The organism is Mesorhizobium sp. M7A.F.Ca.US.002.01.1.1 (assembly GCF_004022955.1).
GTDB classification, from domain to species: domain Bacteria; phylum Pseudomonadota; class Alphaproteobacteria; order Rhizobiales; family Rhizobiaceae; genus Mesorhizobium; species Mesorhizobium ciceri.
Genome location: NZ_RZQE01000102.1, coordinates 1 through 15,663, shown reverse-complemented (window position 1 = coordinate 15,663; position 15,663 = coordinate 1). Strand labels below are relative to the sequence as shown.

The 15,663-nt window shown below is 59.7% G+C and carries 14 protein-coding genes; 8 read left to right on the top strand and 6 right to left on the bottom strand.

Annotated elements, in window-relative coordinates:
* Window positions 1–1,080, top strand: a 1,080-nt coding sequence (locus EN932_RS13135) for a sensor histidine kinase (RefSeq protein WP_164890476.1), incomplete at its 5' end; no start/stop codon positions are given.
* Here the strand turns inward: EN932_RS13135 and EN932_RS13130 are convergent.
* Complete coding sequence (locus tag EN932_RS13130) at window positions 1,073–1,747, bottom strand: response regulator transcription factor (protein ID WP_013533114.1); 675 nt, start codon at window positions 1,745–1,747, stop codon at window positions 1,073–1,075. The two genes, EN932_RS13135 and EN932_RS13130, sit on opposite strands and share 8 nt — an antisense overlap.
* A gap of 480 nt (window positions 1,748–2,227) precedes the next feature.
* On the opposite strand from EN932_RS13130, the gene EN932_RS13125 reads away from it, so the two are divergent.
* The 7 genes from EN932_RS13125 (at window position 2,228) to EN932_RS13095 (ending at window position 9,197) form a co-directional block, all read left to right on the top strand.
* Window positions 2,228–2,950 (top strand): sugar phosphate nucleotidyltransferase, encoded by a 723-nt coding sequence (locus EN932_RS13125; RefSeq protein WP_013533115.1) that lies wholly within the window; start codon window positions 2,228–2,230, stop codon window positions 2,948–2,950.
* A gap of 39 nt (window positions 2,951–2,989) precedes the next feature.
* Window positions 2,990–4,126: a DegT/DnrJ/EryC1/StrS aminotransferase family protein gene (locus EN932_RS13120; RefSeq protein ID WP_013533116.1), complete on the top strand. Its 1,137-nt coding sequence runs from the start codon at window positions 2,990–2,992 to the stop codon at window positions 4,124–4,126.
* On the top strand, window positions 4,123–4,797 hold the full coding sequence (locus EN932_RS13115; protein ID WP_127367930.1) for a sugar transferase: 675 nt from the start codon (window positions 4,123–4,125) through the stop codon (window positions 4,795–4,797). Before EN932_RS13120 ends, EN932_RS13115 begins: the two co-directional genes overlap by 4 nt.
* Window positions 4,798–4,884: 87 nt before the next feature.
* The gene (locus tag EN932_RS13110; RefSeq protein WP_064994999.1) at window positions 4,885–5,889 is read left to right on the top strand and encodes an SDR family NAD(P)-dependent oxidoreductase; all 1,005 of its coding nucleotides are present in this window, start codon (window positions 4,885–4,887) and stop codon (window positions 5,887–5,889) included.
* Entirely contained in the window at window positions 5,886–7,115 is a 1,230-nt protein-coding gene (locus EN932_RS13105) for a hypothetical protein (protein WP_127367929.1), read from the top strand. The genes EN932_RS13110 and EN932_RS13105 overlap by 4 nt, the downstream gene beginning before the upstream one ends.
* Before the next feature lie 16 nt (window positions 7,116–7,131).
* On the top strand, window positions 7,132–8,394 hold the full coding sequence (locus EN932_RS13100; protein ID WP_063167489.1) for a polysaccharide biosynthesis/export family protein: 1,263 nt from the start codon (window positions 7,132–7,134) through the stop codon (window positions 8,392–8,394).
* A gap of 110 nt (window positions 8,395–8,504) precedes the next feature.
* Complete coding sequence (locus EN932_RS13095) at window positions 8,505–9,197, top strand: class I SAM-dependent methyltransferase (protein ID WP_164753432.1); 693 nt, start codon at window positions 8,505–8,507, stop codon at window positions 9,195–9,197.
* A 59-nt stretch (window positions 9,198–9,256) separates the two neighbouring features.
* On the opposite strand, the gene EN932_RS13090 is transcribed toward EN932_RS13095, so the two are convergent.
* The 5 genes from EN932_RS13090 to EN932_RS13070 form a co-directional block, all read right to left on the bottom strand.
* Window positions 9,257–9,523 (bottom strand): acyl carrier protein, encoded by a 267-nt coding sequence (locus tag EN932_RS13090; RefSeq protein ID WP_013533122.1) that lies wholly within the window; start codon window positions 9,521–9,523, stop codon window positions 9,257–9,259.
* Window positions 9,524–9,561: 38 nt separating this feature from the next.
* Window positions 9,562–11,115 carry an AMP-binding protein gene (locus EN932_RS13085; protein WP_164753422.1) on the bottom strand — a complete coding sequence of 518 codons (1,554 nt, stop codon included), beginning with the start codon at window positions 11,113–11,115 and terminating at the stop codon, window positions 9,562–9,564.
* The gene (gene asnB, locus EN932_RS13080; RefSeq protein WP_127367928.1) at window positions 11,112–13,133 is read right to left on the bottom strand and encodes an asparagine synthase (glutamine-hydrolyzing); all 2,022 of its coding nucleotides are present in this window, start codon (window positions 13,131–13,133) and stop codon (window positions 11,112–11,114) included. Before asnB ends, EN932_RS13085 begins: the two co-directional genes overlap by 4 nt.
* Before the next feature lie 3 nt (window positions 13,134–13,136).
* Window positions 13,137–14,120, bottom strand: a complete 984-nt coding sequence (nadE, locus tag EN932_RS13075) for an NAD(+) synthase (protein ID WP_281040637.1) — start codon at window positions 14,118–14,120, stop codon at window positions 13,137–13,139.
* A partial coding sequence (locus EN932_RS13070; RefSeq protein WP_245483277.1) for a thioesterase domain-containing protein occupies window positions 14,117–15,663 on the bottom strand: 1,547 nt, incomplete at its 5' end. The genes nadE and EN932_RS13070, both read right to left, overlap by 4 nt.

Sequence of the window (15,663 nt, the reverse complement as noted above, 5' to 3'; positions counted from 1 at the left end):
AGATTGGCCCTGTCTTTGGCCGTGCCAGCCGATGCTCTCCCTCAAAGCATTTTTGTAGTGGTGGACGACATATCGGGAGAGCGAACCGCCCGCGAGGCACTCCGGGCTCAGAAGGAATGGTTGGACCTGGCGCTATCGTCAAGCCGGTTGGGAACATGGCGCATAGATTTCGAGAGCGGGTCCGTGAAGGGCTCAGCCGCGTTCTGGGAAATGATGGGGCTGGCACCCGCGCCGAGCCGTCCATTGCAGGAATTGACTGCGGTCGTTCACCCGGCCGACTTGCCTAATCTGATGGCCCCGGGAGAGCTTGCATCAGGCGCCGACTATGACGCTGAGATCCGCATCAGGCGAACTGGCGGACATATCCGCTGGATTGCTCTTCGGGGACGGGACGAATTGCGCGACGGTCGTGCACAGCGAATAGGAGTCGCCGCGGATCTCACCGATCGGCGCATAACCATTCTGCTGCGGGCTGCGGCGAAGAAGCGAGAGCGGGCCATGCTTGAACAGCGCCATAGGCTCAACAATCTGTTTCCGGTGATCACGGCGCTTGTGAATATGGTTGGTGCCCCCGACAATGATATCGCCAGCTATAAGCAGACACTGATCGAAAAGATCGGCGCACTCCAGGCGACGCATCTGCTTCTTTCACGCGATGGCAGCCTGTCGGCTTCCCTGCGTGACCTCATCGTTCAGGAATTGCAGCCCTATATGGGGACGCATGACATTTCGATCAGTGGACCCGAAATAAAAATGGCTGAGGGTTCGGCTGAGAGCTTCGCAATGATCGTTCACGAGCTTACGACCAATTCCGTGAAGCATGGGGCTCTCGGCACTCCGGCAGGACGGATCAAGGTCGTGTGGCAATTCGTGGCCCAGGAGCCCGGCGCCGACATAGTGTTTGAATGGTCGGAATCGGGAGAGCGCCGGGTCTCCACCTCGGCTCGGCGTGGTTTTGGGTCGTTGATTATCGGAGCCGGCGGTGAGCCTATCGTGGGCCACTCTTCCAAGCTTGAGATGCTGGATCACGGACTGAAATATTCGGTCCGGCTGCCGCCAAAAGCAATCGGCGCTAGTTGATGTCCCTGGCGGCCCATGTCTTCAGCAAAACCGCGGCTTCCGTCCGGTTTCGTGCCCCAAGTTCGCGCAGGACGGCAGCCGCATGAATCTTCGTCGTCGCTTCTGCAATTTCAAGAGAGCGGGCAATCTCTTTGTTCGAGTAACCTTCAGCCATCAACCTGAGGACTTCCTTCTGTCTGGACGTAAGCCTGCCCAGATTGTTGACGCTGATGGTCCTGTGGGGCATTTGCGTGGGAGCCTCGGATGGAAGGCGCACCGACTCCTTGGACCTTTGTGAAAGAAGTGCCGGAACGTAAATGCGGCCAGCCAGGATTTCGTTCACCGCCAGGACCACCTCCTCGTCCGTTTGGGACTTTACGATATAGCCATGAAGTCCAATCGAGAGGGCAGTTAGAATCTCGGCGCGTGAATCGGTCCCTGAGACAATTGCAAACCGTGTGTCGGGATGAGCCGGTAAGACGTCGCGAAGGTCGTCCTGACCGGACAGTCCCGGCATGTTCAGGTCGATGATGGCGAGATCAACAGGCGCCTGATCTTCAAGCAGGCTTATGACGGTATCAAAACACGCCGCTTCGAATATTTCCAAGTCTGGAATGCCGGCCATCAAAGCCAGTCGCAGCCCACGACGATACAAGCCGTGATCATCGGCGATGATAATACGATACATGAACCACCCACCTTTTGGCAGCCCGCATGTGTCCCTAGCTGCCGAAACCTCCCTTTGGATGGACTGTGCGGTGACCCAACACAGATCAGCCGCCCGCTGATCCCCCGTATGTCGACGCTCGCCGCCGCCCATCGGCACATTTCAACCTTCTAATATAGCTTACAATCGCACACATTTCAGGGCCAGATGTTGAAGTGTTTTTTTCGTACGAACGGTAGCGATGCCCTTCCGAGAAGGTCGTTGCCGGCGCCGGACATGTGAACAGTTCCCAGCTCTGATCGCCCTGCCGCGCCCATGCGCTGCCAACTGGAATATTGAATCAAAAGGCCGGGAAAGTGCCATTCAAATGCACGACGACGCCTTCTCAAGCGCCACTTACCATCGCTGCACTCCGGAGAGGCAAAACCAACACTGGCGTGCCTTCCGGCCGGGTGGGTTGGACCCATCACACCGCGACAGTCGTATCAATAGGAGGACGAGATGAAAGCGGTCATTCAGTGCGGTGGAATGGGAACACGCCTTCGGCCTTTCACATCCATATTGCCCAAGCCTCTCATGCCGATCGGTGCTCGACCGGTTCTTGAATTGCTTTTGAAGTGGCTGCGGCGGAACGGCATTCAGGAAGTCTACGTCACGACCGGCTATCTGGGGCACTTGATCCGCACCGTATGCGGGGACGGATCCCAGTGGAATCTAAGGATACGCTACACCCAGGAACTGGAACCTCTCGGCACCATTGGCCCACTCTCCCTGATCAGGGAGGAACTGGACGAGCCGTTCATTGTTCTCAATGGGGACGTACTTACCGATCTCAGTCTCAGCCGGTTTGTGGCATCACACCGCACACACACGGATCCAGTCACCATAGCCACCGCATCCCGCGTCATCAAGATGGACTTCGGCGTCATCGACGAGGTCGACAATACCGTTCAAGTATTTCGTGAAAAACCGACGCTATCCCATCTGGTAAGCATGGGAATATATTGCATGAATCCAGACGTTTTTCGTTTTATACCTGACGGCATCGCCTTCGGATTCGACGATCTCATGCTGCAGATGATGCAAAACGGCACGAATGTGCACGTCTACAAACATGACGGGCTTTGGCTGGATATCGGACGCGTTGAAGATTTTCAAAACGCACAAACCATTGCCTGGGAAGAGCAGTCCGCATCGATCGAGGTCTCGGCAGCGGCCGCTTGAGGGCTGAACGCTCGACCACGCCAACATGAGGAGGTCGTAATGCTCTTGGTCAGCGCTCCTATTCTTGGCTTTCCGGAAAAGGCGGCCTTGGCCAAAGTTGTCGACAGTGGGTGGCTGACGATGGGGGACCAGGTACGAGCCTTTGAAGAGGCCTTCGCGGCCGTGCATGATGCGGTCGATTGCGTTGCCGTCAGCTCTTGCACCGCCGCCCTGCATCTCATTCTCCATGCACTTGGGATCGGTCCCGGAGACGAAGTTCTGGTTCCCTCGCTGACCTTCGTGGCGACCGCGAATGCAGTGCTCTACGTAGGAGCAACACCGGTATTCGTCGACATAGAGTCGGCCGAAGTGCCACTGATGTCCCTAAGCGACGCGGAAGCCAAGTGCACCGGACGCACCAAGGCCGTCATTCTCGTCCACTTTGCCGGCTACCTCGCCGACCGGGAAGAATGGCAGAGATTTGCCCGTGTGCGAGGACTGCATATCGTCGAGGATGCCGCGCATGCTCCCGGCCTTAAGGAGGTGGGGACTTACGGTGCGGCCGCGGCCTTTAGCTTCTACGGCAACAAGAACATGACCACCGCGGAAGGTGGGGCCGTAATCGCCCGGGATGCACAGCTCCGTGAAGCGATCCGCCAGGCTCGCGGACATGGGATGACCAGCGGCACACATCAGCGGCTGAACAGCCGCACGCCGCAATACGATGTGACGATGCTCGGTTTCAATTATCGCATGGATGAATTGCGCGCCGCTATTGGCTTGGTCCAGCTTCAGAACCTGCAGGAATGGAATGAAATCCGGCGCATATTGGTCGTCCTCTATCGACGTCTGATCGCAGACTATTGCTCGGCTGTGACAGTTCCGTTCTGCAAACCGCGGACCTCGGCCTATCACATCATGCCTGTCCTCCTGCCACATGACGTCGACCGGCAAACGGTGATCGACCATCTGCGAACGAAGGGAATACAGACCACAATCCACTATACGCCCGTGCACCAGATGACGCTCTATCGCCAAATGTTCACTGAAATCCATCTGCCGAAGACCGAGGATTTCGCGCAGCGGGAGTTGACGATTCCACTACATCCGCAAATTACGGCAAGTGCGATCGAGTCGGTGGTTGTTGCGTTGGCCACCGCGATTGAAAGCAGCGGGCGCGCGGGAGCCGCGGCATGAACGCACTCGACGTGACGATGCATCGGCCCGCCGTAGCTGGCACCAGCCACGGAATTGCCAGGCGCGCGATGGATATCATCCTCGCCGCAGCAGCGGGAATGGCACTCGCTCCGCTGATGCTACTGATTGCTGTCGCACTCTTTGTCGAGGGTGGTTGGCCCGTGCTTTTCGCACAGACGCGCCTGGGTGCCGGCGCAAAACCGTTTCGCATGTACAAGTTCCGCAAATTCAAGACAACAGCCGATCCTTTCGGCCTTGCGCTGACCATGAACGATGACAGCCGGATGACGCGGATAGGCCGTTTTCTCGCGGCAACGAAACTTGATGAGTTGCCGCAACTGTGGAACGTTTTTACGGGAGACATGGCAATTGTCGGCCCGCGGCCGGAAAGCCTTGCCTTCGCCGATTGTTTCCGCGGCGGCAATGAAGCCGTCCTGCAGTGGAAGCCCGGCCTGCTCGGCCCGACCCAGGTTCTATTCCGTCACGAAGCCTGTTTTTACCCGCCCACCCTTGATCCGCTCCTGTTTTATCGAGAGGTCCTGTTCCCGGCCAAGGCAACGATCGACCTCGCCTACTATCCGCGGCGCACGATTGCATCGGACCTCGTCTGGATAATGCGAGGCTTCAGGGCGGTTTTCGGCGTGTCCCTGCCTCCCGCGGCGAGTGGGTAGAGTTGGAAGGTGAGGAGAGTTTGGCATGAATGGATTGTTGTTCGTTCGCCAGTTTGACAGCTCACACGATCAAAGGAGTGCACAGTCGTGAGCTATCGCGGCAGGAAGGTCCTGGTCACGGGTGCGGATGGATTTATCGGATCCCACCTCACGGAAGCGCTGGTGCACGAAGGCGCCGATGTCACGGCACTGGCCCTATACAACTCGTTCGACAGCCATGGCTGGCTGGACGATTTACCCGACCACGTTCGAAGCCAGTTGCAATGCATTCGTGGGGATGTTCGTGACAGCGCGTTCATCAACCGGATCGTGCGCGGCCAGGCGGCGGTGTTTCATCTGGCTGCGCTGATTGCGATTCCCTACTCCTACGCGGCTGCCCAATCCTATGTGGAAACCAATGTGCTGGGCACCGTGAATGTCCTCGAAGCGGCACGCCACTGGGAAACCGAACGCATTGTGCATACGTCCACGAGCGAGGTTTATGGCACCGCTCTGACCATGCCGATCGACGAATCCCACCCACTGCAGGGACAGTCCCCCTACTCTGCGTCCAAGATCGGCGCAGACATGATGGCGGCGTCCTATGCCAGGTCCTTCGATGTGCCGGTGGTCATCCTGCGACCGTTCAATACATACGGGCCGCGCCAGAGCGAGCGGGCCATCGTGCCGACCATCATAAGGCAGGCTCTGGACGAGAACTGTCCGGCGATCATGGTCGGCGACACCAGCCCTATCCGCGACCTTACCTTTGTGGAGGACACTGCGGCGGCATTTGTGGCGGCAGGGGCGGCCGAGCTTGAATTTGGCCATGCCTACAATGCAGGCAGCCAGCGCGCCGTCAGTGTCTCGGACGTTTTGGAGTTGGTGCTCGAGTTGAGTGGCACCAGGAAACCAGTTCGTCGAGATGAAAGCCGGATGCGGCCGCAAAACTCCGAGGTTCGCGCGTTGCTCGCCGATTCCTCGAACCTTGAAAGTAAAGTCGGATGGCGGGCACATACGAGCTTGCGTGATGGTCTGGAAAAGACCATCGAGTGGTGGCGCTCGCGCCTCAGCGAAGGCCGCGTCCGACGCGAAATGAGCTACATGACATGACCTTTCCGCGGCTCATACCAGCTTTGCTGTTGATGGCCGCGCTGCTGGCGCTGCACACAGCCGTAAACCGGCCGAGCGGTGCGGCAGGCACGGAGCCGGCAATGGATCTGCCCGCTTATCTGAAACCTGCAACTGATCCGGCGACAGGGATCCGCTTTACTCGGATCACTCAGCCCGGAGCGCTTGGCAGCGGAATTGTCTGCGGCAAAATATACTGCAGTCATCGCTACTCGAGCGCGCAAGCCTGGAATGCGGATCAGAGCCTCCTCGTCCTCATGAACGGCTGCAACGGCATGTGTTTCCTCGACGGGAAAACCTACCTCCCTTTGTTTCATCGCAACAAGTCGGGTGAGTGCGAATGGCGCCCTCGAAACGCGGAGATGATGATCTGTGTCGATGGTCAAAAGATTTCGATCTGGGCGCCCCGCACCAATCGTGAGGACATAGTGTATTCCGCAACGAAATATCGGGATCTCGAATTCGGCCCGTCCAAGGGAAATCCTAGTCGTGACGGCAACCGCATTGCCGTACGCGCGACCCGCAATGATGGAGCTGCTGTCGTTTTCGCATACGACATCGACCGGCGTCTGAAATACCCGGACATCGATCTCGCCCAGGTTGCCGGAACGACCAGTTCCTGCACCATTTCTCCGCTCGGAGAGAACATCCTGTGTTTCCAAAATCTGGTCGACGGCACCGAACAGCGAGCCATTTTCGCAGTCGACGGCACCCTGCGCCAAACGTGGAAGGATCATCATCGGCCCGGCCATGGCGATTTGACTCTCGATGCGGATGGCAGCGAAATTTACGTCGGAACCAGCAAATCCGCTCCGGACAAATATCAGGTGATCAAGCGTCGGCTGTCCGATGGAAAGGTCACGTCGCTCACGAAGTACGGTGAGGCCGAGCATACGTCGCTGCGTGCTTTGGACAGGCCCGAATGGGCATTTATAAGTTACGGGGGCAATCCCGATGAGGTTCGGAGCCACCCGGACTGGGCGCCATACACGCGTGAAGTGATCGCGCTGCGTGTCGACGGTCGTCAGGAGGTCCGACGCATCGTGCAGACGCGAAACGCTCCGTTCGACTATTGGAGCGAGACACATGCCTCACCGTCCCCTGATGGGTCGCAAGTGATCTGGTCGAGCAATTGGGGGGTGCCTGGTGGACCGGTCTACGAATTCGTCGCCCATCTCGATTGGCCGCAGCAGCCGGGCCTGAATTAAAGGGAGATTGCCATCGATGGCCTTCGTTAGCCGAATTTTCTTTGCAGCCCTTGCCGGCTGCCTGGCCCTGGATATCGCAGCCGCGGCTGAAGCGCCGGTGGCCTATAAGCTGTCGCCCGGCGATACGGTGGAGATAGGAATAGCCTCCATAGCGGAGCGAACGCAACGCGCGATCGTGCAAATGGATGGCTCGATCGCGCTGCCCGAGTTCGGGATGATCCCGGTTGGCGGGCTGACGCCGGCAGAATTGCAGACGCGCATGGAGGCGGTGCTGCCAACCAAGATAGTCCATCAGCGCCTGCCTGATGGACGGGAGCAAATGATCGTCATCAAGCCGAGCGACGTCACGGCCGTGATCGCGGAGTACCGTCCGATCTATGTGACTGGCGATGTGCTGACACCAGGGCAGCAGACTTACCGGCCACTCATGACTGTCCGACAGGCAATTGCCGTCGCCGGCGGTTTTAGTCTCCTGCGGTCTCGGGCAAGCCAAAGCGGACCTGATCCCGTTGATCTGCGACGCGACTACGAGTCGATCTGGGGGGACTACATCAGAGACTACTTTCATGGCGCGCGCATCCGCGCCGAACTTCAGAACCAGGCAGAATTTGACATGCAACCGCCGCAAGGCTCGCCCCTGTCGAATGCATTGATATCGGCGGTCGCGCAGGCGGAAGCGGAGGGCCTCAAGATTTCGCTGAACAATTTTCAGCAGGAGCAAAGCTATCTCGACAAGACCGCCAAGGATGCCGAGGCTCAGGTCGAAGTTCTGCTCAAGCGCGAGCAGACGGAAGCGGCCGCGGTGAAACAGGATGAGGACGATCTTGCGCGGGTCACCAAATCGTTCGAATCGGGCAACCTGACCAACAGCAGGCTCGCCGACGTCAGACGTGCCGTGCTGATGTCGTCGAGCCGGGCGCTCGAGACCTCGGTCGAACTGATGAGAACGCGGCGCCAGCAGGAAGACTCCGTCAGGCAGCAGGAACGCAATGAAAATCAAAGAAGGATCGGCCTTCTGAACGAATTGAGGGACACCGACCTTCGCCTCGCCGAGACCACTGCAAGGCTCCACGCAGCCAGCCAGAAGCTTCAGCCATCAGGGGCGTCCGCGCTTCCACTGCCCGTCGCCGGCGAAACCTTTCAGGCGCGGATCACAATAACCGGCGGGGCCGGCGACGCGTCAAGAGGTCGACCGGTCGACCAGGACACCGAGGTTGCGCCTGGAGACACCATCGAGGTGAGGTTCAGCAGCGAACTGCAGAGCGCGGCGATCCAGTAGTTGCGCGGACGTGAACCGAGCCGGGAACGACGTTGCTGATGGCTCGCCCATGGCATGAAGACCGGGCGCCTGAGAAATCAACATGGGGAAATCAAGAAAGCGGGTTTGCCGTGATTGGTGAAATAGATGTCGCCAGCGCCTACAGCACCGGCCGCACCGACTTCATGGGGCTGAAGTTGGTTGTCGCGCCCGGCGTGCTCGTCCCTCGCCCGGAGACGGAACTGCTCGGCAGCACCGCCCTCAATGTCCTTCGTGAACTTAACAGGCCGGTACCGCGTGTCGTGGACATGTGCTGCGGGGCGGGCAATCTCGCCTGCGCCATTGGATACAAGGTCCCCACCGCGCGCGTCTGGGCGAGCGATCTTACCGACAGCTGCGTCGAAACCACCTGCCGGAACGTTGCCCATCTTGGCCTGGCCGGACGTATTTCGGTGCTACAGGGCGACCTCTTCAATTCCTTCTCGGGTCTGGAGCTCGAAGGTACGATCGACCTGGTCGTCTGCAACCCGCCTTACATCTCGGAGAAGCGGCTCGAAAACGACCGCGCGCATCTGATGGAACTTGAACCCCGTGAGGCGTTCGCTGCCGGGCCTTACGGCCTGAGCATTCATATGCGGGTGATCAAGGAGGCGCAGCACTATCTGCGGCAAGGTGGCATGCTACTTTTCGAGGTCGGGCTTGGCCAAGACCGGCAGGTCATGAGTTTGGTTGAGCGTTCCAAAGCCTATGAGAGCATTCGCACGGTTGCGAACAAAGCCGGTGAAGCCAGGGTGGTTTGTGCACGGGCCAAAGCGTCAGCGTGAGCCGCGCCATGGGTTTGCGCGCCCGGTTGGGACGACGCCCTCAAGCCGTAGCCCGGCGATCAGTTTTCCTTGCTGACCACGTAACGTGCAATTCCCTGGATGGAATCGAAATTCTCCGGCAGAAGTTCACTGTCCTCGACAGTGATGCCGAATGTCTCCTCGACGAATCCGATAACTTCAAGCACTCCAGTCGAGTCTATGATGCCCTGGTCGAGCAACGACGTTTCAACTTCCAGCGCACGCGGGTCGGCTACGTAGAAGTTTGACGCCAGAAAGGCGCGGATTTGATCGCTGTAGGTGTCAATTCTGTTGTTCGTGCTCAGCATTGAATTGGCCTCCGATCCAAATAATTCCGTAAATTGCTTTATGACAGCGCCATTTTCTTGAGCTTGCCCGTGTCCGTCATCGGCAGACTGGACACAATTTGGATGGACTTCGGAATCATGAAGTTTTCCAATCGCTTTTGACATTCCATCCGCAGCTGCTTTTCGCCCATGATCGTTCCTTGCTCCATGACGACAAACGCTTTCACTGCTTGCCCCAGCAGGTCGTCAGGTACTCCGACAACCGCGGCTTCCCGTACTCCCGGGATTTCCATCAGCACGTTTTCGACTTCCCTAGGCGCCACCTTTTCTCCCCGCGATTTTATGATCTCATCGCTGCGGCCGACAAAATAGAGGTAGCCTTCCTCGTCCATTCGGCAGTAGTCGCCGGTGTACAGAACCTGCTCGCCGGGCAAAGGACCTGGCTTGAGCTTCTTCGCGGTAGCCTCCGGCTTACCCCAGTAGCCCTTCATGACCGTTGCCCCGCGGATGACCAACTGACCGACGACATTGGGACCAACCCTTCGGTCATCCTCATCGACAATCCACATTTCGGTGTTCGGGATGGCGATCCCCACGCTCAACGGTTTTCGGGCAAGATCGTCCGGCGGAAGATAGGTGCAGCGTTTGCATTCGGTCAGGCCGTACATCGAATAGATGCGGGCGGCGGCAAACAGTTCCTGGAGCAGGCGAATGTGCTTAAGCGGCAGGGCTGCCGCCGTGTTCGTGACATACCTTATGCTTGCAAAATCATTTGCCTTCAGCGTCCTGAGATCCGACAGTGCGGCAAAGATGGTCGGCACGCCGGGAAAGCCTGTAACTCTCTCCCTTTCGATGATCGCAAGTATCTGTGCGGGGAAGGCAAACGAGCGCTCGAGGACCAACCGCGCCCCGGTACGGAATGCCATTATCATCTGATAGAGGCCGTAGTCGAAGGCCAGGGGCAAGACATTGAGGATCACGTCGTCTTCGCCAAGCTCAAGGTACGAGGCGATAGACGTGCAGGCTGTCATCATGTTCCTGTGTGTCAGCATCACGCCTTTGGGTTCGCCGGTCGAGCCCGACGTGTAGATGATGGCTGCGAGATCGATATCGATGCGGCGGCGGGCCGGCGCTTTGCCGTGGCTGGCAGCCGCCTCATCCCAGCGCACGGCATGCGGCAATCCCCGGAGCTCGGCGTCGTCCACCTGACCGGAGACGATGAGCCGCCGCAGCGACGGACAGTTACGCGCCGGCTCAGCAAAGACCGGCTGCAAATGTTTGTCGGTGATCAATGCTGCCGGAAGGCAATCGTTGAGCAAATACCCCAGCTTGTCGCTCTTGGTGAGCGGATTGACGACGCACACAACGGCGCTCGCCTTGAGAACCGCCCAGAAGCTGACCACGGTCTCGACGGTGTTGTCGGCGAAGATCATAACGCGGTCACCGGGGGCGACCCCGGACGTGACGAGATGACGGGCGACCGCGCTGGAGCGTGTCTCAAGCTCGTCATAGGTGAGCCGGTGCTCGCCGCACACCAGCGCTACCTTGCCGCCGAGCCGCTCGGCCGAATGACTGAGGTAATCGTCCAGCAGAGGTACGGCGCCATGCATCATACCAGCACCTCTTCCCTGTGCAGGTGATCGACATCTATCCTGAGGTCGACCGCATGCGCGCTCGATGGGCGGCTTGCGACAAACTGCTGATGGAGGAGCTGCGTCGACAGCACGCCGACCATCGCCATGTTGTCCGAGTTGGACAGATCCCCATCGCCGGTCTTGGCAGCGCATTTGTCCAGCAGGCGCGCGACCGAGTTCGGATCAAAGACATTCGCCGCGCGCAGGGCAGTCTCGGAGAGTGCTTCGCGGACATAGGCGGGTGCGCCATCGCCCGTGAAGCAAAGTGCGTTGGGCGCCCGGTAGGGTTGCTTCTTGCGGGCCACGACTTCCGCGGGCACGATCGATTTCGCCACACGCTTCAGCACGTGTTTCTCATCCAGAATGCGCAGCTTGTAGTCGGGCGGAAGCGAATTCGCCAAGGCCACGAGCCTGTCGTCCAGGAACGGGAAGCGCCCCTCGACAGAATGGGCCATCAGCATCCTGTCACCCTGCGAGGAGAGCAGGTAGCCCGACATCAGCGTCCTGATCTCAAGATACTGGTCCTGCGCGAGAGGACGCCATCGTGGAAACTCTTCGGGCAGGCGGCCAAGCAGGTCTGCCACCACGTCGTGACGCGCCGCTTCGGCATGCATGTCGGCCGAGAACAGCCGTTTTATCGCGCTGGTGGTGCGCCAGCGGGTGTCATGCGCGAAGCCGGGCGTGCCAAATGCATGGATATCGTGTCCAAAGAACTGGCGCGCCATCGCCTGCTGCTTGACCGGCGACCGGCTCAGATAGGGGTAGAGGCGTTCCAGCAGTCGCGCGCGTCGGGCGGATGCGGGCTGCCGCCCCCAGAAACGGCGGACCTTGCCTTCACGGAACAGGTCGTAGCCGGCAAACATCTCGTCGGCGCCCTCGCCGGTCAGGACGACCTTGATGCCATGTTCGCGCACCAGCCTCGAGAGAAGGAACAACGGCGCCGGCGCGGTCCTGAGAATCGGACGCTCGGCGTGACGGATCACATCTGGGAAAACCTCGGCAATATCACCGCGCGAAACCATCACCTCGTGGTGCTCGCCGCCGCTCGCACTTGCAACCAGCCGCTGGTAACGGGTTTCATCATATTCGGCGTCAGCAAAACGCAACGAGAAGGTCTGGAATGGCGCGCCGGCGAAGCGCCTCCCGAGCATGGCGACAAGTGAGCTGTCGAGCCCGCCGGAAAGGTAGCAGCCAACCGGCACATCCGCCTTGACCATTCTAAGCGCCGTCGCGGCCTGCAAGGCGCTACGCACTTCGTCCACCGCATCGTCCAGTGAGCCGGTGAAGGTGCCGTGGGCCTGGTCCGCGATCTCGGGATAACAAGGTTTCCAGAAAGCGTGCTCACGAACGCTGCCATTGTCGTAGATGCGTACATGGCCGGGGGTAAGTTCCTTCACTCCCTGAAATACGCCTTGCGGCGGTACGACCGTCCACAGCGTGAAAGTCTGGTCTATCCCCGCCGGATCGAAGGCCCGCGGTATCGCCGGGTCGGCTGCGAAAATGGCCTTCACTTCGCTGGCGAAGTGAAGGCGGCCAGCATGTTCGCACAAATGCAGCGGGCAGATGCCGAACCGGTCGCGCGACAGGACGAGACGGCCTGTCAGCGAATCCCAGATGGCGAGTGCCCACTGCCCGTTTAGCCTCTCGAATGCGGCCACGCCCCAGGCGCGGTAGGCGTGCACGATGACCTCGGTATCGCTGCGGGTGCGGAAACGATGCCCCAGCGCCATGAGTTGTTCACGCAGCTCGACGTAGTTGAAGATCTCGCCGTTGAACACGATCCAGGTGGTATCGCCGGTGTCCGCGAGGGGCTGCTGTCCGGTCGAGAGATCGATGACCGACAGACGGGTATGCGCCAGCCCCGCCCGCCTGTCGCGGTAAACGCCGCTCTCATCCGGGCCTCGATGGGAGAGCGCGGCTGCCATTCGTAGAAGCGCGGCTCGTGAAGGAGGCTCCGCAGCCGCGTTCAGCGCCACAATTCCGGCGATGCCGCACATGGGTCAATCCCTGTCCATCGCAGCGGACAGCTGCGGCCGTGCGTGAAGGTAGCGGGCGGCGCGGCGTTTGCTGACGATATCCTTATAGACCTTCTCGACCTGCTCGGCCGTCAGGCCGGCGGCGGCGGCAACCACGCCGGCCGAAATTCCGTGATTCATGCCGTAGAGGCACAAATCCATCAGCTGATAGGGCAAGGCGAAGTAGAACTCCTCCTGGGTTTGCGCCATGGAAAACGTGTCCGTGGTCGGCGGCCTCATTCGGACCTCCTCGTCAATCCCGAGATATTCCGCCAGCTGATAAACCTGGGTCTTGTAGAGATGGACGATCGGCATCACGTCGGCGACGCCGTCGCCCTGCTTGACGAAGAAGCCTTGGTCATATTCGAGCCGGTTTGGCGTGCCTGCCACTGCATAGTTGAGGCGGTCCGCATGATAGTATTCAGTCATCTTGCGAACCCGCTGCTTGTAGTTGGTTGCAGCGACGATCTGCAGGTAAGCCGCCGGCGAAAGACGCACGGTGTCGATCTTTCCGTCCGGATCCTCGACGGTGAGGCGCGTGATATTAAGGCCGCTGCTCTCCAGCACCGATGCCATGACCAGCTTGCATTTCCAGCCTTCGCCATATCCAGGGACGGCAGTTCGGATGGCCTCCATCTGTCGGGCGTAGGCGCCGATGCCCTCGAGCGCCGGCTGGATATCCTCAAGGATTGTGTCGATGCCAAGCTGCCCGGCGACGCTGCGGCCAAGCCTCAACGAGTCGCCGGATGAATCGCGCTCCGGCATGAACAGGCCCAGTACCTTGTCCCTGCCGAACGCGCGTGCGCAGACCGTTGCGACGACCGAACTGTCGATGCCTCCGGAGAGCCCGACAACCACTCCGCGGCGCCGTTGTGTGCCGAGAACCTGTTCGCGCAAGGTCTCGACGATGCGATCGATCTCCAGCCGGGCATCGAGCGCCAGCACATCGCTGTTGAATTCCCCGATCAGGTCGATGACACTGCCTCCCGTTTCTGTGACTCGATTGAAGAGTAGGTCTCAGTCACAGCGTTTTCGATGAGCGGGCGATTGATGGTCAGATGGGGCTCCACGACCATGTCGATGTGAGTGCCGGCGATCGGAATGACGTCCAGATGGACGAATGCCCGATCCCACCCAAGTGCAAGCGGCATTCCGGGCCGCGCGCAACGGAACAAGGTGCCGGTGATCGGCAGTATCGGCCTGGGTTCTGTGAGCCACTGGAAGAAGGCGCGCGCGCGCAGAACTTCCTGCAGTTCCAGTTTGGTTCTGAAGCTCGTCGGGTTGAACTGACCCTCGGCATAGCGATCGAGGAAGCTGGCAAGCCGGGATTCGCAGTGCATTTTGACCGCGACCTTGGCAAGCGCGCGGCATGCCACTCGACTAGCCGATATACGATTGGTTCGGATCCGGTGAAATGTCCGGGTAATCGTCTCCCAACGCCTGCTGCGTTCGCCAACCAGGCTGGTATCCAGAATGCCCGTGAACGCTACCGCTCGCCCTTGATCAAGCAGACGCGCGGCAACCTCAAAAGCAACCGCTCCTCCGAGCGAGTGACCAAGCAGGCGAACACAGCCGGTCGGCTGCACGCGGTTGATATGATCGATTGCAGCTTCGACCATTGCGGCGACGGTGTTCTGACCTTGCAGGATCATGCCCAGGGCCGGATATCTGATGGGAGACACCCTGGCGACCTTGCTTATTGCCGATGCGAACGAAGCAAGGCTCGGACCATAGCCGACCGAGCCGGGGAAAAGGAAAAGCAGCGGAGGCTCGTGTTTCCAAGCGGGCGCGTGCTCGCCGCCTCCTTGAGCAGAAATGACCGCTGCAACCATCTCATCGAAGCTCATTCCAACCGTGAAGGCTTCCAATCCGAGCTCCTGCCCGATCGCGCTTTCGATTTCCATGACGCAGTGCAGCAGCTTCAGCGAATCTCCCCCCGCTTCGTCCCAACAGCCCAGGGCGACCCGCGTCTTGAGGACCTTGGTCCAGGCACGCCGTACGATCTGATGAGCAGGAACTTCATGTCCCGCATGGGGTATTTGCGGTGGGGGCGTGGTTTCCCGAACCGAAAGGTCAATTGCAGCCAGCGTTGTCATATCGATCTTTCCGCTGGGCAGTCGCGGTATCTCGGCGCTTGCATGGAGTCGCAACGGGCAAAGCGCCGGCGGCAATTTTGTCCTGGCAAGTTGGCGCAGCTCGTCGCAAAAACTGGCTCCCGCTCCGCTGTGCGGTACGGCGAATGCAACCAGTTCATTCGCCGGGGTGACGATAACCACGGCATCCTTCACCGACGGCGCGCCACGCAGAACCCGTTCGAGTTCGGCCGGCTCAACGCGCCGCCCATTGACCTTTATCTGGCGCCCTTTGCGGCCTATGATCCGCAGCAGGCCGTCACTCCCGATTTGCACAAGATCGCCCGTCGTAAAGATGCGAAGCGTCTGGTCGTCGGGGTCTACTTCAAACGGAACAACGGCCCCGTTTTCCCAATGTCCAAGCGCGACATACGGGCTTC